This is a genomic window from Candidatus Poriferisodalis sp. (genome assembly GCF_965198245.1).
Lineage (GTDB): Bacteria > Actinomycetota > Acidimicrobiia > Acidimicrobiales > Poriferisodalaceae > Poriferisodalis.
Genome location: NZ_OZ240249.1, coordinates 3,950,522 through 3,972,521 on the forward strand (window position 1 = coordinate 3,950,522; position 22,000 = coordinate 3,972,521).

The 22,000-nt window shown below is 62.7% G+C and carries 18 protein-coding genes; 4 read left to right on the forward strand and 14 right to left on the reverse strand.

Annotation, left to right across the window (positions count from 1 at the left end):
• Together ACOCMM_RS17565 and ACOCMM_RS17570 are read left to right on the forward strand one after the other, a co-directional pair.
• On the forward strand, nt 1-927 hold the full coding sequence (locus ACOCMM_RS17565; protein WP_419554423.1) for a HalD/BesD family halogenase: 927 nt from the start codon (nt 1-3) through the stop codon (nt 925-927).
• A gap of 92 nt (nt 928-1,019) precedes the next feature.
• On the forward strand, nt 1,020-1,811 hold the full coding sequence (locus ACOCMM_RS17570) for a pyridoxamine 5'-phosphate oxidase family protein (protein ID WP_419554424.1): 792 nt from the start codon (nt 1,020-1,022) through the stop codon (nt 1,809-1,811).
• 113 nt (nt 1,812-1,924) lie between these two features.
• Here ACOCMM_RS17570 and ACOCMM_RS17575 read toward each other — a convergent pair whose 3' ends face one another.
• From ACOCMM_RS17575 to ACOCMM_RS17605, 7 genes are all read right to left on the reverse strand, one after another.
• The gene (locus ACOCMM_RS17575) at nt 1,925-2,362 is read right to left on the reverse strand and encodes a GFA family protein (protein WP_419554425.1); all 438 of its coding nucleotides are present in this window, start codon (nt 2,360-2,362) and stop codon (nt 1,925-1,927) included.
• A gap of 104 nt (nt 2,363-2,466) precedes the next feature.
• Nucleotides 2,467-2,892 (reverse strand): type II toxin-antitoxin system VapC family toxin, encoded by a 426-nt coding sequence (locus ACOCMM_RS17580; protein ID WP_419554426.1) that lies wholly within the window; start codon nt 2,890-2,892, stop codon nt 2,467-2,469.
• The gene (locus tag ACOCMM_RS17585) at nt 2,889-3,173 is read right to left on the reverse strand and encodes a type II toxin-antitoxin system Phd/YefM family antitoxin (RefSeq protein WP_419554427.1); all 285 of its coding nucleotides are present in this window, start codon (nt 3,171-3,173) and stop codon (nt 2,889-2,891) included. The genes ACOCMM_RS17580 and ACOCMM_RS17585 overlap by 4 nt, the downstream gene beginning before the upstream one ends.
• A 36-nt stretch (nt 3,174-3,209) precedes the next feature.
• Nucleotides 3,210-5,060, reverse strand: a complete 1,851-nt coding sequence (locus ACOCMM_RS17590) for an SWIM zinc finger family protein (RefSeq protein ID WP_419554428.1) — start codon at nt 5,058-5,060, stop codon at nt 3,210-3,212.
• Between the two features lie 126 nt (nt 5,061-5,186).
• On the reverse strand, nt 5,187-5,657 hold the full coding sequence (locus tag ACOCMM_RS17595) for an EVE domain-containing protein (protein WP_419554429.1): 471 nt from the start codon (nt 5,655-5,657) through the stop codon (nt 5,187-5,189).
• Between the two features lie 668 nt (nt 5,658-6,325).
• Nucleotides 6,326-6,526, reverse strand: coding sequence for a hypothetical protein (locus tag ACOCMM_RS17600; protein WP_419554430.1), 201 nt, complete (start codon nt 6,524-6,526; stop codon nt 6,326-6,328).
• A 184-nt stretch (nt 6,527-6,710) separates the two neighbouring features.
• Nucleotides 6,711-7,592: a hypothetical protein gene (locus ACOCMM_RS17605; protein WP_419554431.1), complete on the reverse strand. Its 882-nt coding sequence runs from the start codon at nt 7,590-7,592 to the stop codon at nt 6,711-6,713.
• Between the two features lie 176 nt (nt 7,593-7,768).
• Here ACOCMM_RS17605 and ACOCMM_RS17610 point away from each other — a divergent pair, with 176 nt between their 5' ends.
• Entirely contained in the window at nt 7,769-8,083 is a 315-nt protein-coding gene (locus ACOCMM_RS17610; RefSeq protein ID WP_419554432.1) for a hypothetical protein, read from the forward strand.
• A 166-nt stretch (nt 8,084-8,249) separates the two neighbouring features.
• On the opposite strand, the gene ACOCMM_RS17615 is transcribed toward ACOCMM_RS17610, so the two are convergent.
• Complete coding sequence (locus ACOCMM_RS17615) at nt 8,250-8,654, reverse strand: hypothetical protein (protein WP_419554433.1); 405 nt, start codon at nt 8,652-8,654, stop codon at nt 8,250-8,252.
• Between the two features lie 112 nt (nt 8,655-8,766).
• Here ACOCMM_RS17615 and ACOCMM_RS17620 point away from each other — a divergent pair, with 112 nt between their 5' ends.
• Nucleotides 8,767-9,306, forward strand: coding sequence for a DUF488 family protein (locus tag ACOCMM_RS17620; protein ID WP_419554434.1), 540 nt, complete (start codon nt 8,767-8,769; stop codon nt 9,304-9,306).
• A gap of 3 nt (nt 9,307-9,309) precedes the next feature.
• Here ACOCMM_RS17620 and ACOCMM_RS17625 read toward each other — a convergent pair whose 3' ends face one another.
• The 6 genes from ACOCMM_RS17625 to ACOCMM_RS17650 all read right to left on the reverse strand — a co-directional run bounded on the left by ACOCMM_RS17625 (nt 9,310) and on the right by ACOCMM_RS17650 (nt 21,972).
• Nucleotides 9,310-11,100, reverse strand: a complete 1,791-nt coding sequence (locus ACOCMM_RS17625) for an ADP-ribosylglycohydrolase family protein (RefSeq protein ID WP_419554435.1) — start codon at nt 11,098-11,100, stop codon at nt 9,310-9,312.
• A complete protein-coding gene (locus ACOCMM_RS17630) occupies nt 11,097-11,786 on the reverse strand; it encodes a DarT ssDNA thymidine ADP-ribosyltransferase family protein (RefSeq protein ID WP_419554436.1) in 690 nt (229 codons plus the stop codon). The genes ACOCMM_RS17625 and ACOCMM_RS17630 overlap by 4 nt, the downstream gene beginning before the upstream one ends.
• Nucleotides 11,783-13,213, reverse strand: a complete 1,431-nt coding sequence (locus ACOCMM_RS17635) for a UvrD-helicase domain-containing protein (protein WP_419554437.1) — start codon at nt 13,211-13,213, stop codon at nt 11,783-11,785. The genes ACOCMM_RS17630 and ACOCMM_RS17635 overlap by 4 nt, the downstream gene beginning before the upstream one ends.
• A 937-nt stretch (nt 13,214-14,150) precedes the next feature.
• The gene (locus ACOCMM_RS17640; protein WP_419554438.1) at nt 14,151-15,050 is read right to left on the reverse strand and encodes a hypothetical protein; all 900 of its coding nucleotides are present in this window, start codon (nt 15,048-15,050) and stop codon (nt 14,151-14,153) included.
• Nucleotides 15,051-15,241: 191 nt separating this feature from the next.
• Nucleotides 15,242-18,673 carry a type ISP restriction/modification enzyme gene (locus tag ACOCMM_RS17645; RefSeq protein ID WP_419554439.1) on the reverse strand — a complete coding sequence of 1,144 codons (3,432 nt, stop codon included), beginning with the start codon at nt 18,671-18,673 and terminating at the stop codon, nt 15,242-15,244.
• A complete protein-coding gene (locus ACOCMM_RS17650) occupies nt 18,673-21,972 on the reverse strand; it encodes a helicase-related protein (protein ID WP_419554440.1) in 3,300 nt (1,099 codons plus the stop codon). Before ACOCMM_RS17650 ends, ACOCMM_RS17645 begins: the two co-directional genes overlap by 1 nt.
• Between the last annotated feature and the right edge of the window lie 28 nt (nt 21,973-22,000).

Consider the following 22,000-nt stretch of genomic DNA (forward strand, 5'->3'; position numbering starts at 1 on the left):
ATGAGCACGACAACGGCTGCGTCGCCCGGTCTTGCAGCACGGACCGACGCTGTCGATCTGAGTCGATTGATCGACATCGAGGGCTTCCCACTCGACGGGCGGGACCTGCCTGCGTCCGACCCCAGGCACTCGGCCTACTGGAATGTTGTCGAGTACGCCCGCAGCGGGTTGCGATCAGACGGCTGCGCCGTGCTTGAGCGCTTCGTGACGGCTCTCGGCGTGCGGCAGCTCAACGATGAGATTGTCGCTGCGAAGCCGAAGACCCATTTCTCGACACAGGTCATCAATCCGTACTTCCACACCCACATCGATCCCGATTTCAGCGACGATCATCCGGTGAACACGTTCACCGAACGCTCGAGCGGCTTCATACCGGGTGATGCCTGGCCCGCGGTGTGCGCCATCGACACGGTCTTCCGCTCACCGCAGCTGTGCCGACTGCTGGCTGACTGCCTCGAGATCGACGAGCTCCACTGCTACGCCGACCCGCTGGCGGGCCTGACCGCGAACATCTTGGATCCCAGTCAGCAATTCCCCTGGCACTTCGACACCAATGACTTCGCCGTGACGGTGCTGGTACAGCCCGCCGACGAGGGCGGATTGTTCGAGTACGCACCTGGGGTGCGGTCTGCCGACGACGAGGGTTTCGAGGTCATCGGATCGCTGCTGGCCGGCGGGCGCGACGGCGTTCGCACGCTGGAGCTGCGACCGGGCGACTTGCAGATCTTCCGCGGCCGCTACTCGCTGCACCGGGTGACCCGGGTGACCGCAAGCTCGCAGCCTCGCCACGCGGCGATCTTCGCCTACACCCACCAATCCGGCGTCATCGGGCGAGTCGAACGAACCCGCCAGCTGTTCGGCCGCGTGCTGCCCGAGCATGAAGAGGCTGAGCGACGCCGGGTCCGCGACGACGACCTGCTCGACTGAGCCACGTCGCCCGCAGAGTCGGCGCGGCATCCTCGAGACTCGTGTCAGAAAATCGACGCTTCCCTCGCCGGTGCGCGGCCTACCGTTCGGGCGTGAGCGAATCGTCAGACAGCACAGCCCAGGCACCTTCAGCACGCACCAAGTTGCGACGGATGGCCGAGCGCGGCCGCTACGGCCATGACGAGGTGGTCGGGATACTCGACGCCGGACTCATTGCCCACGTGGGCGTCAACACGCCCGACGGGCCGTTGGTGCTGCCGATGGCTTACGGGCGCGATGAGGAGAATCTGTACCTGCATGGGGCACTTGCAAACCACTTGCTGAACTCCGGCGGGGGTGCCGAGATCTGCGTGACGGTCACCCACCTCGACGGGATGGTCATGGCGCGTACGCCGTTCCACAACTCGATGAACTACCGCTGCGTCGTGGTGCGAGGTCTTGCCCTCCGGATTGACGACCCAGCGGCCAAGGAACATGCCCTCAAGCTGGTGACCGATCACATCGTCGCCAACTGGGACACCTCCCGGCCGCCGAGTGCTGAGGATCTGCGGGCCACGCTGGTGCTGGAGCTCCCGCTGGCCGAGGCATCGGCCAAAGTGCGCACCGGTGATCCAGTCGACGATGCCGAGGACATGGCCGGCAACTGGTGGGCCGGCGTGGTGCCGCTCACCACCCGCTTCGAGCTGCCAACCCCCTCAGCCGACCTGACCGAAGGCATCCCCACGCCCGCAGCCATAGCGAACCTCGCCAACCGCACCCCCGACACCCGCCAGTCCGACGAGCCAACGAAGGCTGATGATCCTTGGAATGACCGCGCAGGCTTCGGGCCAGAAGGACTGAGCGTGGAGCCAGGCGAGATCGACGACGCCGTCTACGGCGCGTGAAGCTCGCCGACACGAGATGATGGGTCGCTCGGTTGCTGGCCTTCGACGGCGACTTTGCCGCCGCTGGCTTCGTTCACGTACTCCCTTGACCAAAATTCCCCGACGCGGAGGGCTTACTCGCGATCCCAAGCTGGGACCACGGGGTCAAGCTTGTGATAGTCGGCGGCATCGTCGACGAAGATCGCTCGCTCGGTGTGCAGACCTGAGGGAAGGTCGAGAGTGCCGGCGCAGATAGCGATGGTGTCGACCTGATCAAGCTGACCCTCGATGACCTTCCAGAAGAGCGACGCGCCACACTCCCGGCAGAAGCCGTAGGCCACGTTCGGGTCGTCGGCCGGGTGGTGCCAGGTCAGCGTGGAGTCCGAAACGAGGCGAAGGTCGGAGCGCATGCATCCAGTGGCGGCCATGTAGTGGCCTGTCCAGCGTCGGCAGCGCCAGCAGTGGCAATTCCAAACTTGACGGATCGGGCCATGCACCTCGTAGCTCACGCCACCGCACAGGCAGTGCCCCGAGGCCACCGGCTCAGACGCAGACTCGTCCGTTTCGTTCATGGCAATCCTCCGATAGCCCGCCGCCACACGGGCATGGTTGCGATGGTCCTATGGGACCTGGTTCTTCATCGGCGACATGTGAATGGAGCGAGCGAACGCGTCCTCTATGTGGAGAGGACGGCGAACCCTTCGCGTTCGGCTGCTTCGGCGAGGCGTTGGTCGAGGCTCACGAACTGCAACGGGGCGCCGAGTTGTTCTTGGACATGCAATGCTGCGCCGAGTTGAGCGGCGTCGGCCGCCCGCAGCGGATGCCGTGCCAGTAACGCGGTCGCGCGCGACCGCACTGCCAGCACCTCGACCACTTCGTGCCATATCGCGCTGAACCCGTCCAGGCGAAGCATGAGGCCGCGGCGCTGATTCCGTGACAGTTCGCCAACGCGCGTGCGCCGCTCTACTGCGCTCGAGACCTCGACGCGAGTCCACACCCAGGTAACGATGGCACCGTCCTCGCGCAGCCACGATCGCACGGCATCGGTTGTCGGTTCAGCAACAATGACCGGCACGAGCGCCGAGGTATCCCAGTACCTCACGCACGGTCCTCTCGCTCCTCAGCCAACGCCTCCGTGAGACTGGTCGGAACCTGCAGGGGAGGTTCGTCGAGCACGGCAGCGGCATCTCCCTGCCCCGCTCGCAGCACGCCCAACGTGATCAATCGATCGAGTTGCTCATCTTCGGGCTCTGCGGGGGGCACAAGCCTTGCTACCGGCGTGCCCCGATCGGTCACCTGTATCTCGCCGCCTCGCCGCACTTCGCGCAGGTACCGGGACAGGTTCGCCTTCAACTCGGAAACAGACACCGCGCCGGAACTCATACGACTATTCTAGTCATATTCAAATGATCATACTGGTCACAAAGAGACTTCGGACCCCGTTCCAGCCGGTGTGTCCGCCAGCGGCGACAGGTCCTTCATCTCGCTTTGGAGGCGACGCTTCGCCTTGTGATCGGTTCTGACGCGGTGCAGCAGTGAATCGAACAGCGTCGACTCGCCGGCCTCAGCAGCCAAGCGCCGTATCCGAGACATCAGATCAACGGCAACCCGGTACTGCTTGGGCTTCTTGCGGTTGATGACTGCCAAAGCCTGCGATTCGTAGATCGCGATCGAGTCACGGGGTGCCGTCGGCTCACGCACTCGTGCGAGCGTCATCCATAGCTGCCAGCTGGTGCCCTGCTGCAAGGCCACCACCCACGCCTCGTCCGCGCGGCCCTCGTGCAGCAGAATCTCGACGAGGACGATCGCCGCTGCTGGCGGCCGCTCGGCAGCCGTGGCCATGACATCGGCCGGCAGCGTCGGCGGCGATGACACCGTCGAGGAACTCGTCCCCAAGCGGCTGTGCAGATGCCGCAGGCAACGCTCCAGCCAATCGGGACCGCCAGGCCGGTCGTCTTGCTGCACCAGCGTCCGGCACGCCTTGAGCGATGGGCTGGCCGTGAACGCGTTCCAGTACAGGTCGACCGCTGCGCCGGCGTAGCCCTGCTCACGCATCTTTCGAGCCAGGAAATCGCGCAGTTCGCCCGCCTGCCACGAACCATGGCCGTAACCGGAAAGCCCTGTGCGCGCCCATGTCACCGCTTCGTCATCTCGTCCTGCGGCCTCATACGCCCGTGCGATCTCCAACGTGTCATCCGGGCGGATGCGCTCACGCCGGTACGCCTCAACGAGTGCGTCCGGATCGCGGGTGGCGAGCGCCCACCCGATCATCGCCTCTCGCGCGTTGTAGTCCCGGGCACGCCACTTGCCGTCCGCAGGGTCGATCTTGAGCCAACTCGGCTCGACGGCTTCGCGGAACGCCGCGAGCCCTACCGGTCCCAGCAGATCCCCATAGAGCGCCGCCGACCGGCAAAACGCTTCCAGCTCGTAGTTGAGTTCCAGCTTCGCCAAGCGCTGCGCGAGCTTGGCGGGTTCGGGCGATCCTGCCTCGCATGCCTGTAAGTGCAGGTCCGCCAGCCGTTCGCCGATCATCATCAGCGAGCCGTCTTCGTCGTAGATCTCGCCCGTTGCGAGATCGGTCCTCATGTACGCGTGCTCGGCGAGTTCCGCTGTCGCCTCGCCCTGACCTGCTTCGATGAGGTCGGCAAGCGCGTCAATCAAGGTGTTTACCTCGTCTGCCCAGTCAGCGGCGTCGCGGTAGTGCGCGTGGCCCCATCGGTCGATCTCGCCGAAGCTGAATGCGCCGTCGATTCGCCCGCGCCACTGTGCCATGTCGAGTCCCAAGCCCCGCTCTGATCTGGCTTCCAGCAGCAACCGCTCTCGCAGTCGCCAGTCGGCGGCCGATTGGCTCAACACGATCTCCGCGAGCCGTCCGTGTTCGAGCCGGCCGACGAAATCCGCGAGCAGTTCGTCGTCGTGGTCGGTGCTCTGGCTGCCTGCCCGGTCCCGCGGCGTTGCGTCGAGCCGATCCTGCGGCTCATCGGCGTAGAGCAGCGACAGGGCTACCGCAGTGCAGTGCTTGCAGAACGAGCCGTCCTCGGCTGCAGGGCACGAACACGCCCACCGCAGTTCTTCATCGTCGAACCACAACTCGACTCGGTACGGCACGGTGCCCCGCACGGTCGCTTCCAGCCGCCCGACCCCCTCATCCACCGACTGCACGCGATGGTCTTCCCAATACCCGACGCCCCGCTCGAATACCGCCGATCCAGCGATATCCCCGATCATGCGAGCGTCGAGCGTCGCGCTCAACTCGTCGACGATGCTCACAGTTCAACGCGCCGTGACGTGCAGCCGACCACCCTTGCCGTCCGAGAAACGGGTCCGCCATCCCGGTACGACACTTCGAGACACTTCCACAACACGGCGTTCACACATGCCATCAGCGAACCCTGCTCAGCCGTAGAAGGCGTCGCGCAGGGCGTCGGCTTCCTCGGCGGCGACACGGTGCCCTGATGCTCTGATCGGAACCCCGAACGTCACCGGCGCAATCTCTGCCAGTTCTTCAGGTCGCAGCCTCACCTCAAGCGGCTGCCAAGCCTGCCATGCGACCTGAACCCACCACGCCTCCTTCGAGGACTCGACCACCTCGTTGCCGTCTGCGTCACCTGGGTACGGTTCGCACACGGCGAGTCCATGGGCGACGATCCCGCCGAAGCCGCCGTGGCGGTAGACCAGCACCTCATCTCCGGGCCGCATCTGCCGGTAATTTGTGCCGAGCGTCCACCCGCTCATGAACCCGCCGGTCGTGGCCGTGATCAGGACACGCGCATAGTACTCCTCAACGGTCAGCTCCCACTGGTCCGGGTTCCACGTGAGCAGGTAGGTAGCCCCTTCGGGGAATTCGTCAGGCAATTCAAGATTCATCGTTCGCCCTTCGGAGTCTGCGGCTCACCGGCTGCACTAACCCAGGGTTGTCAGCCAGCATCCGCGCCGGAACTCGAATTCAAGCAGGGCCTCCCGAGACTGCACCAACCGTCGCTGTCCAATCGCCACAGGACGCGGTCGTCGAGCGACAGCGCCAACCAGACAACGTCGATTTCGGGTGGAAGCTCCGGCACTTCGCTGGGAAGCAGGCCCTTTCGTTCGCCGACCTGCATGGCGGCGTTCGCGGTGAGCACGGCATGGTCCACCCCGACCAGCAAGTGACGTTCCGCTGCTAAGGCAGCGCGTCTGAGCTTGCAAGCGTTGTCTTTCCGCTCAAACACATGCCGAACGACTACGGTCGCGGCACTGTTCACATCGCCCCACACTGGGTCGCCGACTGATCGATGTGAACCGCACCGACAGAGTCGTCCCTTGGCTCGTAGGAGCGAGACGAGAAAACGCCGAGACCTCGGAGTTCACCGAGGACGTGTGCATCGGTGCGCTCATCGTCGTCAACGGCGACTCGCGGCACGTTCAACTCTGTACGGAATGAGACCCGGCGGCCCTCGATCAGGTTCTCACGAGGTTGCGGACCGAGGAGAAACGCGTCGCGCGCGTGAAGCCGACAGAGGTGATCCCACGCTGAAGAGTGCGGCGACAGGTACTCCTCATCTGACATGCGGGCGCTCCGAGCCGAGATCGAGTTCGTCACGCACCCGCCAGCGACGCTCGTCGGGCTTGATGTTCGCGTAGCGGCGCGCCACCCGCTCCGCTGCTTTCTCACGGGCACGCCGCGCGCGGGCCACACGCTCGACCAGCGTCGGCTCGTTCCTGCGTTCCTCGGGCATGGTGGGCAAGGTCTCGCACACCGGAACTCCCCTCGAGTTGATGTGGACATCGTGAGGCGCCGCACTCCCGCCCCGCCAAGAGTATGCATGCCATGCGACGCGCAGCAGTGTGCGCCAGCATCTTGTCGCAACCACCAGTGGAGTACGGCGTTGAGGTCGAGGGGTGCCTTTGGGCAGCCAGCGTCGGAGCAGTCCGCTCTCTGCGTTACTCGTCTTGGCTCTCGATGAGGATGCGGCAGTGGTCGCTGGAGCCCCACTCGTCGGGTGAGTTCAGCGCTCGAACCTTGACCTGCTCATGAAAGCCACGTGACGCGAAGACGTAGTCGAGCTGGTTCGCCGCTGCGCCTGGCTTCTGACCCGCTGCGTAGAACGTCGGCACGTTTCGGGTGTCGGCCGGGAGTCCCGGTGGCGTCGGGTCGGCCTGCAGACCGCCTTCGGGTGCTTGTGGACCAAGGAACTCCAGCCCCAGCGCATTCATCCGTTCGAAGACAGTTCTGTCTCGGGCTGCAAGCACCAATCGGTTGTCATCGGTAGCTCCGTAGAACGTGTTGAGATCTCCAGCAGCGAGTATTCGGTGTGTGGCGGGATCCGTGCTGCCAATGAACGCGGAGAGGTCGGAGATGATCCGATGCGCCGAGCCGTCCGAATAGCCGGTACCCCGCTTGCTGTGCGTCGACGGGTGCGGTGAAAGCCAGCGGGCGTACATGGACACCACTACGAAGGGCTCGGCGCTGGCCGGCGCTACACGGGCCGCCGCGATCGTTCCGATGCCGCTGACGGCGATCTCGTCGTCGGACACCCTGCCGATTGGGCTGACCTGTTTGAACCACTCGACGTCAACGCGGTTCGACAACTTCACCACTTTCGCCCAGCGGTCGAACAGCCTCGGCCACCGACCATGCCACCAGTCCGAGTTCCAGCGATGCGCATCCCAGCTTGCGGCGGGTCCGGTGTCGACCCTGTCGACAACATCGGTCGGACAGTTGCCGGCCTCCTGCAGCAGCGCCGCATCGACGCCCATCTCGACCAGCTCGCGCCACGGGGCGTGCCGCTTTGCCACGTTCCAATTCACGACCCTTGTCACCATGGACGGCGACCGTACCCCCGGGCTGTGACAGGTCCAGGAGTCGCCCCGAATACGAGGCAGTCAGGACGATGTCGAGTAGCCATCGGTCGTCTGAAGAGCCTCTGTCGAGCACCAAGTCTGGATCAAACTCGCTACGTGAGGATGATTCGACGACTGCGCCAAATGGGAGGCAGGTGATGGAGACGTTGCGGGGCTCGATCACATCGGTGGGGTTCGCTTCGGGTCATCGGTTCGTGATCGGCGACTGGCCGCACAGTCCCATCGGTCCGTTCGCCGATGTGATGTGGGCTCGGCCCGACGGGAAACGCGTTCTGCTCGGCGAGGCCAGCGCAACGGCCTGCATCGTCTCTGTGTACCCATTCGACGAAGTCCTCCACCAAGTCGTGACTGCCGAATGCGACGGCCGCAACTACGCCGTTCTCTCGGATGGCCTCGAGCTGGACATGAAGATCAGGCTGGCCAGACTCAGCCTGCCGCCACGTCCCCGCTAGATCACGGCCACCGTCGAGAACTGGTGCGCTCGCAAGCCGCTCGATGTGCACACCTATGGCGCCAACCCGACCGGTGTCGTCGAGTGGTGACGAGCCACCGTCTCGCTGCCACTCCGGCAAGCACCTGCGTCGGAGGCAACCCTGCTCATGTCAAGGTCAAACGTGTTCAGCCGGGCGTCCAGTAGGTGACCGGATTCTGAGCGCCGCGCGCGAAGTCGACGCTGCGCCCCCGTAGGCCGACCCACTCGTCGAAGACTTGGCCGTCGGTCAGCAATGTCGCCGTGAACGCCCACCGTCCGTCCGATCGTTGAAACAAGTCTTCGATCGTCACAACAGCCCGCGTGATGCCCTGATGCACCGCTACGGCGTACTCAATGCCGTCACGCACCAACCGATCGGGATTCATCACCCACCAAGCGCGCGTCGAGTCAACCAACTCCCGGGTTGACATGCCGTCGCGGTAGCCGTGTCCTTCCCTGAATGTCCCCGCTTCCATCTCGGCCCGCTCGACCTGCCAAGGTCCCAGCCGAAGCAGGAGTACCGACGTCGTCGGGTGGCGCCGGCTCTGCACGGCCGGCAGCGTAATGGCAGCGTCAATCAGCCTGAGTAGGGATGACCTCGGCACGTCGATGGGCGCGCCAGACTTGTATTGAACGCGCCCAACTGCTGCTGAAGGCTCCGCTGTGGGTAAGCCCTCCAAGCTCTGGACGATCGGCCACTCCAATCACCCCGCAGATCGCTTCCTCGCCCTGCTCCAACAGCACAGCATCGAGACGGTCGTCGATGTCCGCTCGCAGCCCTACAGCCGCTTCTCACCCCATTTCAGGCAGTCGCGCCTGCGGGAATTGCTGTCGGAAATCGGCGTCGGCTACCTGTTCTTAGGTGACGAGCTGGGCGGCCGGCCGAAGGAACCGGAGCTCTACGACGACGCCGGCAATGTGATGTACGACCTGGTCGCCCGCAGTTCACGCTTCGCCGATGGGCTGCATCGCTTGATGGCCACTGCTGCGACGCAGCAGGTTGCGGCCATGTGCAGCGAAGAAGACCCGACGCGATGCCATCGGCGGCTGCTCATCACGCGGGCACTGCTCAACGACGACGCCCCACCGACGGCGATGCACATTCGAGGCGACGGTCGGCTCGTCACCGAAGCCGAGTTGGCGGGTTGCAATCGGGAGTCGGGACACCAGTTGACCATCTTCAGTGATGCTGGCGGCGAGTGATCTTCAGCGGCGCAGATCGTCGCGGAGAGCCGTCACCAAGGCAGCGAGGTCGGCGATCGTGCCATCCCGCGCCACCCGCCGAACGGTGTAACCGAGGGCCTTGTCTTCGGAGATGTTCTTCCTCGCGTGATCGATAGCGTCGTCCACGCACAGTCCACGATCCAGCGGCTTAGGCGGCGAACTGCTTGCTGCCTTCCGGGCGGGGTTCGATTTGCGACGAATCGCCTCTTTCCGCTTCGTCAGCGGCAGTTCAATCTTGTTGCCCTCGCTGAGTTCCCGAAGGCTCGGGCGCCGTTTGATCAACAGCGTTTGGCCGAAGGTTGTCATCACCCATTGCCAGCCAAAGTCGTCATTGGCCGCGCGAATGATCTCACCTCCGATTTCCTGCACTGGCCCGAGGCCCTCGACCACCAAGCGGCCGTCGTTCATGACGAGTGCATCCGCCTGGGCTTTCGGCGCCGTCCACGTCAGAACGTCCGGATAAGCGTGTGCCTTAGCCGATTCACCTCGGCCGAGAGCAGCCAGACGACGTGCTTCGCTCTGCAGATAGCCACTGTCGAGAGGTTCTTCAGGCGGCAGACCAGCCGAATGGCAGGCACCCAGCAGCGCGCCGGCCATGGTGGCGATCGTGTCGGTGTCGGTGCCTACCGCGTTAGCGGCTACGACGACCGCTTCATATGCGTCACGAGCTACGACTGCCACGGCCACGGCAGCGACGGTCGTCAGGATCCCGCTGCCGCGCTGGCGAGAATCGGTCAGGTTGAGGCGGTCAACGATCTCTCGGTAGGCCACATCGGCGTGCTTGGCCGTGCCGACACAGCCTTCAGCATCGCCGATGGCCTGATGCAGTTCGCCAACGGCTGCATGCCACCCTTCTTCGAACGACATCCTCGCGGTGTCCTGCCAGAGTCTCATCCAAGTGGATCCCAGATTCGAATGAGTCTCGACCGACAGGAACCAAGTTTCAATCTCGGCGGCAATGTGGTGGCACTCGTAGAGATCAGGGACAGAGCCGTGTCTCAAGCAATGGGCGAGTGTCGCCGCGTGGAAGCAGGCACCCACGATGGCGCGCGGATGGCCGTGGGTGCAGACGCTGTCGGCGATCACTTCGAGCAGAAAGTCGTCCAGCCGGTCTCTTGATGCCCACACATGCGGCTGGATGCGCATCGCGGCGCCGTTGCCACCCGCGTCGACCCATCCACGAAACGTGTTGGCGTACCACAGCGTCCGGGGCTTGCCTAGGTTCCTCGCGGCCGCTTTGGACGCCCGGCCGCCTCCCAAGGAATACGAGGGCCAGACCGGAAGTTCGATCCGAGCGAACGTCTCGACGTCGAATCCGCGGCCGGTCATGGACCTGCTCACCGCCATTCGGAGCTGAGTGTCGTCGGACCAGCACCCCGGAGGCAGCCCAACCTCGGTCCCCTGCCTGCCGCCAACGCGTCGCCGCCAGGCCATGAGCCGGTCCAATGGCTGGCCATGTGTGCGGCGTTCTAGGCCCTTGCGATCCGTCAGCTCGCTTATGAAGCCGAGCGCGTCGCCGTACGCAGCCCACAGCATCGAATTCCGTATCCGCGACTCGGATACCGCTCCCGCGTGTGATCCGGGGACATCCCTGGACTCGCGTAGACCCTCAATGCGAGGCCCAGACACGCTGTCGACAACGGGATCACGGCCCTCCTCGCCCGTATCCGACTTCGCCGAGTGGGCACGATCCTCGGCAGTCGCGGGGTCGCCACTGCCGTCGCTCGGGAAGAGACCCGATTGCTGATGGACGGCGTGCGTCGCCTCGGTCATCGGAACGCCTCCGGGTTGATCTCGACTCTAGGTTCGATTGGGAAGTGACTCAGGGCTGCGATAACTGCCTCGTAGGCGTCATCGTTGCCAACGGTGATCTCGTGCAGATGCGTTAGCGGCAGCTCGAACGGGTACAGCACCTCGGCCTGCCGATCCGTAGTGCGGTTGGCCGGTTTGCCGCTTCGCTCAGTCGGATGTCCGTACCGGCCAGCGACGCTCGGCGCAAAGAGCTGCTCGAAGCCCTGGAGGTCGCCCCAGCGCTGCGCGGCTGGGTAGATGTTGTTCGTCGTGCAGAACACGACGCCGGGATCACCGAGGATCTCAGGACCGAATTTCAGGATCACCCATTCTTCCTTTGGGCGTCTGCGCCGCGAGAAGTTGAACATATGAAAGTTGATGTCTGTCACCGACAAGTTGACGTAGGTGTGCCAGCGCTCGTCAAGGTGCCGATCGACGGCGTTGGGCTCGAAGACATGCTGCACTAATTCGTCCGCTGGAAGATCCTGGCGATTCTTCACGGCCTTGCTGTACAGAATCCCCACAAGCCCCTTGACTGTCGTGAAGTGCACGATGCTGGTGATACTGCGTTCGGTCGCAGCTTTAGCAACTTCTGGGCACCGTGGAGCTTCCCGCACCTGCTCTCGCGTCTGCGGCTCTGATTCCGGCACCCGCTTGCCAGTGCTCATGCCGAGACCAGCTCGTACGTTGAGGGGTCGAGCAAGCCGATCAGCGAAGATTCCTCACCTGGCTTGTATCCGACCATCACGGACTTGCGGGCCCTGCCTACGGCCATCGCCATCATGCGGCGAAGCCGTTCGAGATCGGCGTCGCCGTCATCGGTGCCATGCGGAGTGACCCGTTGGCTCAGGCCGGGAAGCAGTACGTGGTCAAATTCGAGGCCCTTCGCGGAATGAATCGTGCACAAGGCGGCGACCTCGGGACCGGTGGGCCACTCGTTCTGCCTTGTCAGTTCGCAGTAGGGAATTACGCGCTGGGCCAGCACCTTGCGCGCCTCGCTGAACCAACCGCCGCCACGCGTCTGCAGTAAAATGACGGAATCGTTCTCAAGATCGGCCGTCAGTTCGAGCCGGTCGATCATGATCCTGAGCTGATCGCTGTACTTACCCGCCACCACCAGCGGCTTTGATCCTGAACGGCGGCACGCTTCGAAGTCTGGCAGCGTGCCGTCATCCTCGAGCGGGAGCCCGTTGACCAGCGGGTAGGCGAAGGCTGCTATCTCGGCGGTATTGCGATAGTTCGTCTTGAGGGTGTGGATGATCTCCGGACGAGCGTTGATGCCAACCTCGCGCCACTTGAAGTACTGCGGGTAGATGCGTTGCACGGCGTCGAGCACGAATGTCGTGTTGTGCGGGTCCTGTAGGTGTTGCTGAATGGCGCGTATCTGGTTGGCCGAGAAATCCTGCGCCTCGTCAACGATCACAACGTCGTAGGCCTTGTAGGACGCGGCCGCGGCGGCGAGCATCGAGAGATCGCTCCAGTCGATCTTCCCGCGCTGCCGCTTGGAGTCCATATAGGCGGGTATGGCGCCATAGATCAACTTCTCACGCGTCGGACGGGCGACACGCGGAGCCTTGCCTCGGCCTTCCCGATCAACCGTGAGGTAGCCCGAGAGATCGTCCGGATCGAAGTTAACGGGGTCATACTCGAAACGGCCCATGACGTACTGGACTTCGTCAACGAAGAATTCATGTTGGCGATTCGTAGCGAAACCATCGGTGTGTGGCCGGAGCATTGCCGAGGTCTCATCGCCGCCGACGATGTCAACACGGCCCACGAGCGACCTTGCCCACCGGCTGAAGGTCTTGATCTCTAGGTCCAGCGCATCGTCCTGCGGCGCCGAGTTCCGAGCGAGTTCGGTGATGTAGCCCTCAAGAGTCCTGTTGAAGGTCAGGACGAGCACGCGTACGGGCGCATCGTGGCCGAGACGTTCGCGTCGATCCAAGCGAACCCGGATCTGCTCCTTCAGCCTCAAGAGAGCCGTCGTGGTCTTGCCGCTTCCTGCAGCACCCCGAATTATTCGGAACCCCGGCTTGACATCGGCGAGCACCTTCAGCTGCTCGGGTGTCGGCGTGACGGTCGGCAAGGTGCGCATCTCGATCGCTCTCTATTGTCGGCCCCACTGCCTGGGACCACGTAGCGAACATTGTAGACGACGTCAACCCGAGACCGCCGTTTGTCGCACTGCTCACGAACAATGGATGCTGGCACCGTCTGCCGCAGCGGCCATAGCACATTCGTATCAACCACACACTTAGACTCGTATCATTACTCGTACAGCACAAAACTCGAGGCACTAGTTCAAATGTCGCTGCGCCATTCTCGAAGCGTAAGAGTTGCGATACGAGGGTCACACACGACTGGAATCGGTTCCGCCCCCAAGTGCATCTGTGGCAGTAGGTGGGCAGCGACTCGGCCGTTCACGACGTCGGTTTCGTACCAGCAATGGGCACATTCGAACGACTGGGAATCTCTACTAGACCGGGGTGGCTTTTTGGAGCCAGGACATCGTGCCTTGTGCAACATGTCACGCACGCGTACGCCACTAGAGCTATTGCGCGCAATCCGCCATGCGCCCCATGCTCGCCACCAGCGTGGCATGGGTTGCCCTAGCAAGAGATTTATCAACTTTAGACCTTGGAATACGACAATCGATACAAGTGCCAACGCAATGGCTTCAAGCGTAAGGAGTACGAAGAATACGACGGCAGTTGGCACCGCCCGTATCAGCCAGATACGGGCCAAATAGATCGCACGATAAATGGAGAACATTCTAGGACCTCTAGATCTTGGTAGCAGTTTCGTCAGAAACAGTGCTTGACCACTCGTTTCGGATCTCGGAGCACGTAGATTGGCATCGGCAGCATTGTTGCCAGCGTCATCCATTTGGATAAACTCCATTACTGAGTTCGATAGTGGATCTCTCGAATCACACTAGTCTCCAACTGGAATGGCCAAGTGCTTGCCCTAGAACTCAATGAACCGACGTTGACTGATTCACATCATTTTCCAATCCGTTTCATAGCTAATGGCTACTCCGGCCCGTCCAAGAATTGACTTAGGTCCGGCCTATTGCCTCGAAACCAGCTCGTCTCATAGACATTCCTATCATCGTTCCACCATCCGAGTTGCCATTCTCCGTCCTGCAGGAAGAATGCCGCATCCCTCATGCCCGGGAGTATCTGACTCTGACTCAGAAATCCGGCAATTTCCGCCAGACACTCTGCATGTTGAAGAAGCTGGCTAACAGCGCTTTCTGCGTCACGACCCGATGAGATGCTGTATCCGGATACGAAGCGCCCATTAGGCATTTCGAAATAGATGGCAATGACTGGAACGCGCTCGGGTTGCCGACTTCGCCGGCACCAACTTGCAACCTTGGAAGCAAGACTCTGCCCCGCCGCTTGCCCCAATGCGTCAAAGAACGCGCCTGCGAAGCGGACAGCACCCCACAGCATGGGCACTACAAGGGCAAATTCTAGAGGCGGTAGCTCTGCCCATCTCTCATTCTGCCGTGCCTTGTCGCCAAGATGATCGGCAATCTCAGTCGCTACGTCTGGGTCGAAGTTCCTTGGCGTAAATTCGACGTTGATTTGAAGTTGGACATCGGCAGCATTGAGCAATCCATCTGACGACAGCGATAGATCAAGATCGCGTTCTTCAACCGTCTGGGTGACGTACGTACCCTTGACATGCAGCTCGAATTCGCCATCTTCGGCTTCTTCGACTTGAGCAGATGTGACGTGTCCGAGCGGAGGCACAAACCGCAAATGCTCGCGGTTGAGAGGTATCTGGCGCTCGTTGATTTGAGCCGCCACTCCTTCCAAGGCATCTCGCGTGAAGCAGACAGAGTGACCGTCTTCAGGAAAATCGACGGGTCTAGTCGACAATATGATTCCGGTTAATTCCCGTTCGTTTGCATTTGAGTTCATCTTACCTCTCTATCATTGCCCAGAGTCAGCCAAAGTGTATCGTCGAACTCGATCGTGTGGCCAAACGAGATCTATAATCCGCTCTCGGGACATCGGTAGGACCTAGTTCTAAGTAATCCCGAGCTTGATCCGATCGCAACTCCTCTTTGACTTGGCACCCTTCGGCATAGAGCGAATGACCCTAAGGTGGCTCACTTGCTTAGGAATTTCGGGGGTTTGCGTTCGGCGGGAGTGGGGGTTGGGAGGTCGGCGGCGGGGATGAGTGGGCCGTTCACGATGCGTTCGAGGATGTCGGCGGCCTGCGGGGTGACCTCGATGGTGTGTTCGAGGATCGAGAGCAGGAGCAGGAGTTCCTTGGATTGGGTCCAGCGGGTCGGGCGGATGTCTTCGAGTTCACTGGATTTCTTGCCCTTGCGAGTCTTCATCCGGTAGCCGAGCCATGACGGTAGGACTCGGAGGCCGGAGACTTCAAACTCCCAGACTTCTGGGCTGACCGGGGTGAAGACGCCGCTGCCCACGAAGAGTTCTTCGCTCTCTGGGTCATAGTCGTAGTCCTCTGGCATGCCGCTGACGGCCGCTACTTCGACGGCTCGGCCTTCGGGCAGCTTGGCGTTCTTGATGGGGGCGAAACGCTCACCCCAGGTGTGCCACCACAGGAGGTCACGCCCCAAGGCAACGGCCTCGTCGAACAGGTCCGAATCGCTCGTCATCGGCATGCGGACGGGTCCAGCGGCTTCGGCTAGTTGGTCACCGAACCGCTCACTGAACGCCGAAGTTCCGCCGAGGCCGTAGCCGTAGGCCAAGAGATCTTCGGAAGTCGGAGCCTCACCAAGTACATTGCCGAGGGCCGTCAAGACGACTTCGGTGACATTGGTTGTCTCTGCCTCAGCGTCGCGATACAGCGGCATCACATTCTTGGCGCCGTAGGAACCGCGGAAGTGGTCGAGGTCGGGCACGTAGGGCGAAACGGTGAGCACAGGACCCCAACCGAGCTTGGTTGAGGTGAGGGTGGTCAAGAACACTTGACTGCTACCACGAACCCGCCACAGATCGGGCCGCGGGCGGTCCGCGAGCCGGTTATCAGCGATGATCCATTGGCGGTCAAAGCTGCGATAGCCGTAGCGCTCAATGCCCTCTGGTGAACCGTCGCGACCGATGGCATTCAGCGACCGCAGTCTTCGACCACCGCCCGCTATGGGCAGTGGCGTGGCGGCCGCATTCCGGGAGTCGGTCGCGCGCATGAGATCGTTTCGTCGTCGTGGCACGGCTGTGAGCAGCGTCCTCCAACGCCTCTGGAGAAGGCTCTTGGACTCGGCGATGGGCCACGTGCGCTTGAGCTGGCACCCGGAGTGACTCCAGGGAAAAAGGCCGGTTACGTCGGGCCAGTCGTGATATTCGTGGGCACTCAGCGGGACGAGGCGTTCCAAACCCTCGCCGTTCACTCGTTTGGATTGGCTGCCGAGCTTCATGCGGCGCAAGCGAGCGAACTTGTCGGTTCTGTCACCTTCGACACGCAGGTAATGGACAACACATTCGCCCGTGGACTCGGCGCCAGTCCGGACACCGATAGCGATCGCGACCGGCGTTTGGATGTCGAACACGTTCTCTTCCGTGAGGGCGCCTCGGCCCTCGCCCCCGAGATCGACGATCCACATCTCGTCGAACGCCTGACGCAGCAAGTTGCGCACCCCGCCCATTGAGATGCCGTCGAGATACGACGATGCAGTGATGAACGCCACCACTCCGGGCCCGGGCGGCAGTTCAGTGGCCTGCCACACTGCCCAGCGCCAGAAGTAGACGTAGTCGTTGTAGACGTTCTTGAGATGGCCACCGAGTCCGGCTTGGCTCATCGGCTCAGTGACCGTTCGCAGCAGCGGCGAACCCTCGACGCCGGGAGTCTCGAACCGGATGACGCCGCCCTTTCGCTTGCCGGTATCGCCCAAGGCCTTCTGTTCGCGGTCGTATGGAGGGTTGCCAATCACGACTGTGAAGCGCTTCTGCGCCTTGAGGTCCGCAGCGGCCCCGCCCTCGACGGAGATCGGGTCGACCATCGTGCCGAATTGGCCTTGGGCCGCTTGGTGCTCAAGCGAATCGGTAAGCAGCACGTTCACATTCGCATCGGCAACGCCGTGGGTGTAAAGCTCCAAGGCCACCTTGAGGTGCGCTATCGCATAGGGGCCGAGCATCAGCTCAAAGCCATGCATCTGCGGAAGCACATGGCGACGCAAGTGCTCCGGCCAGTCATTCTCGCTGCCGCCGCTCGACAGGAACGATTCGCGGGCTTGGCGCAGCCAGGCCACCAGGAATGTGCCGGTTCCCGTGGCTGGATCGATCATGGTCACAAACGGCTGATCTACGGGCACTCCGTCGGGCACCTCGAAGCCGTTGCGCTCAGCGGCCTCGGTCCATGTGGAGGAGTCAGCTATGCCCATGGCGAGGCCGAATCGCTCGCGCAGCACCTCGTCGACTGCGCGCACCATGAAGTCGACCACGGGCTGGGGCGTGTAGAACGCTCCGGCGTCGGCGCGCAGCTTGCGGTCGTACTGCTTCAGAAACTCCTCGTAGAAGTGGATGACCGGGTCGCCGCCTTTCGCGGTCGTGCCGAACTGGTCGAGGATCGCTTCGACGTTGCTGACCCGCAGATCAGCGATGAGATGATCGAGGCCGCTACCAGCCAGATCAAGCACGCTGGCCTCGTCATGCACCTGCTCGAAGAACGCCTCCAAGAATGGATTGGACAGCGGCACCGAGGAGTACACGGGCGAGGTGCCGAAGTCCTCCGGCGAGGTGACCCGGCTCGACAGCAATCCGTAGACGAGCGTCTGCGCGCACATGTCGGCGAAGCGGGCCTCGTCCACATCGGCGATCAGCTGCGAGCGGACCGTGCCGAGCATGGCCGTGAACGGACCCGATCCCCCTTCGGCAGCCAACGCTTCAGCGATCTGGTCGCGGAGGTCGCTGGCGCAGGCAGCCATCTGCTCAGCCAGTCGGGAAGCAGTCGAGATAGCGGCACCGAGCGGCAGCTTGAACGCCTCACGCCATTGCACCGTCCATGCGTCCGCGATTGCCTGATCGTCGGCAGGCCATGCCAGGCGGGGCAGCAGTTCGTGATGCAGCCGCGCCAAGTGACGGTCGCTGCCTTGGCGAGGCCGCCACGCCAACGAGCGGATTTCGTCTGCACGCCCTTCGCGGTTCCACAGCGCCAGCAGATGCAGCTGCACCGTCTGGTCACCTCCAGTGGTCACCACGAACAGCAGATTCTCGGCGTCCCAACGCGGTCGGTTATCGCCCGGTGCCCGTTGGCTCCGCCGGCGGGCGAATGCTTGGGCCACACGGCGGAACTGAGTGACGGGCAGCCGTTCGCGGTCGAACTCGACAAAGAAGATGCCCCACGGCTGGTCGGCACTCAGCGGCCGCAACTGGCGCAGCCGTCGCAGGCTCGACATCTCAGCCGGATCGATGCCGACCTCGTCCGGCAGCCACTCCCACGTCAGGAGCTCTTCGTCCATGTCTGCGACATCGAGCGGCCAGTCGAGTTCATCGGCCAGGTATTCGAAAAGATCGGACTGGGTGCGGATACGCCGCAGCACGGCACCGCTCAGCATCGGCCGTGGCTCAGCCATCAGTTCAACTCCATCCAGCAGTCGAGACGCGGACGTGGCGCGTCGGCCGGGACCTGGGCCACTCGTTCATAGCCATTGGCGATGTGAACGAGCACGCGACCGCGCACCTTGACCAAATCGGCAGGGTCGAAACTGGTTCGGCGCGGAGTCTTCGGCATCGACCGGATGCTCTGAGCGATATCACCGATGTCATCGTCCGCCTCGTGAATCACATCGGTGTCGGCGTCGTAGAGGTACCAACGCGTTGACCCAGCTTCGAGGGTGAATGTGCCGGTCTCGGTGTCCAGTGCTGGCAGCGTGTAGCACAAGAACACGCCGCGCACGCCTTCGTCCGCGTCGTCTTGAAGGGAGGCCGGGGTTCCGGGCAGCTTCGGATCGCGAGACTTCCAAGCCGGCAACTGTGAATCACGCTCACGACCTGAGAAGGTCGCGCCCGGCAACGCTTCAAGGCGGTCGCTGAGGCCAGGGTGTTCGCGGAGCAAGTCCTGGTATTCCAAGTGCATCTGCTCAATCGACGTCACCTCACCCTCGTAGCCAGCATTGAACTCCCTGAGAGCCTCGTAGTCGTCTTGGGGCGTCAGAAGCTTGCGGCCCTCAATACCGAAGGTCTTCGAGATCAACAGCGTCTTGCCGCTCACCCGCCCGTACAGCTTCAAGATCCGGTCGAGGTCATCCGGCGGCAGGAAGTTCCAGAATTTCACTTCGCCACGTTCCGCACCGACGGCAGCGTTGTTGGCTTTGATCTGCTCTTCGATCGCGGGGTTCATGCGGCGATCCACGCGGCCGATGCGCTGCATGAGTCGCACCGGATTCCAATGGATGTCGTAGTTGATCAACAGGGTCGCGTCCTGCAGGTTCAGGCCCTCGGACAAGACGTCCGTCGATACCAGGACAGTGATCTCCTCACCCGGTTCCAAGTCGCTTGGCGAAGTGCCGTTGTAGTACGGAGCGAACCGGCGTATCGCCGCAGCACGCCGGGCTGAGGAGCCGCCATCGAGCTGCGCTAGTCCGGTGATGCCCGCTTCGCGCAGGTGCTTCGCCAAGTACCGGGCCGTGTGGGCGAACTCCGTAAACACGAGCACCTTGCGTTCCCGCACCTCATCGCTCTTCAGCAACTCGATGAGCCGGCGCAGCTTGTCGTCATCGCTGGGCTTGAACTCCTTGGTCTTGGCCAGGAACCCAGCAATGCGATTCAGGTCGTGCCGGACCTCAACCAGGATGGCGGAGACGTCGTACTCATCGCGGTTCAGCTTCTCGGCTGCCTCTTCCCACTCTGGCGGAACGATGTCCTCGCTGTCTCCGTCGCCATCAGCTTCATCGTCATCGACATCGAGGCCAAGCTGTTGTTCCGGACGGAAGCCGATGATCTCAGCGTTGTCATAGGTCCATTGGTCGAGTTCGGCGCGTTCACGCGTCGTCTCGACGTTCGACCGCGCAAAGGCCAGCAGCTTGCGCATGAGCCTGTCGAGCGACAGGTGGAACGCGAAAACGCTGCTCTCGAAACGCTTCAGGAACATCGACCTGATGAGGCCGACCACTTGTCTCTGGCGATTCTCTTCCAGAGGATTGATGTCGGCGCTGTCGCCGATGTAGTAGTGCAACGGGTAGTAGATCGGCAGCGTGAACAGCGGGTTCTCGCGCTTGAAGGCCTCTTCAAACATGTCGAGCACTTCGCCGTACGACTTACGAATCGAATAGTCGGCGACTTCGGGCTCCTGTCGGCGAGGGAACATCGCTGCGCTGGCACCCTGCGCGATTTGGCTTTGCTTGGCGTACACGCGGCTGCGCTGCACGACCAGCTCACGAGAGATCGCCCCTGTTCCGATCTTGCCGATGCTCTCATCGGCGAGCTCGAACAGCACCGGCTGGCCATCATCAGCGTCGCTGGGACGTCCTTCGAGCGCACGTTCGACGTTGCGGAAGTGGGTAGTCAGGTTGTTGATCCCCAACGTCTGCGCGAAGTACCTGTCGTCCCCCGCGGTGAACAGCTCAATCATGTGGCGAAGGTCGGTAACGCGGTTGTTGATCGGCGTCGCTGTCAGCATGAACAGCTGCTTGTGCCGGTGAGAGGCGCTGCGCACCCCGGTGCGAGGGTCAGGCGCGCCATGGATGAGATCGAACAGCCGCCAATAGCGCGAGCGGGTGTCATCGCCTCCCGGACCCTCGTACACGCCCTGACGACCACGGTTCCGGAAGTGGTGGGCTTCATCGACCACCACGGCATCGGCCAATCCGGCGATCCGCTCGAACCGTTCGGGGTAGTCGCCGCCACGACTCAGGTCGGTGTGAGCGAAGACCGCGAGGTTGGAAAAGTCAGTACCGCCACCCGCACCTCCGATGTGGCCGAGCCACTGACTTAGGTGCGGTATCCAAACACCCTCAACCGCTGCCTTCGGCGCGAACAGCACGACTCGCTTTCCCTCGCGCAACACGAGGCGTTCGATGAGCATGAGGCCGACGAAGGTCTTGCCCAATCCGACGCCATCGCACAGGAATGCCCCGCCGTGCTGGCGGGCGATCTTCATGAGCGACCAGTACGCCTCGCGCTGGTATTGGTCGAGCTGGTCGAACACCTTGGATCCTGTTCGATCCCACTCGCCACCCGGAAGCTCATGGCCCCGGAAGTACTCGTGCAGCGCTTTGGCGTACACGATGAACGGCGTCAGTTCGGCGGTGTGGCGCCTAATCGTCTGCAGCACTTCGTCGGTGACCGGCTCAGCGCGGTCCCAGTGCTCATCGAACCAGTCCTGCAGCTGTGCGACCTCGGCCCCGACTTGCACTTGGATGTTCAGCTCGATATTTCGCGTGAGCCCCGGACGAGTGAAGTTGCTCGAACCCACCAGCGCCCTGGCACCGACCACATCGAGCTTGGAGTGTGTGATGTAGGCCTTGGCATGAAACTTCGACTTGCGCAGGACACGGCACTCAATCTGGCCGCTCTTCAACGCCTGGACGATCCCGTCGACTCCTGCCAAGAAGGGGTTCTGGTCCTTCTCGCCCTCCAAGCTCCCGTCGAGACGGTCCATGCGTTCGGCGAGAGCCGTCGTGAAGGCCTGCTTGGTGCGCAGCGACACCTCCTCGCCCATGAGAATGCGAATTTTGTCGAGTTGCTGCCAGTGCCCGTCTAAATCGAGCAGTGATCCAATCTCGAAGAACCCGGTGGCAATGTCGAAGCTGCGCGAGATCTCGCACCACTGCCGCAGGTACTCCAGCCCGGTCCAGCCCGACACCGAGTTGTCCACGATGAACAGCTCGCTGCCGTCGGTACCGCTGCTGCGCCTCCGAGCAAGACCACTCATCGGCGCGACCATACCGGCGCGGTGCAAC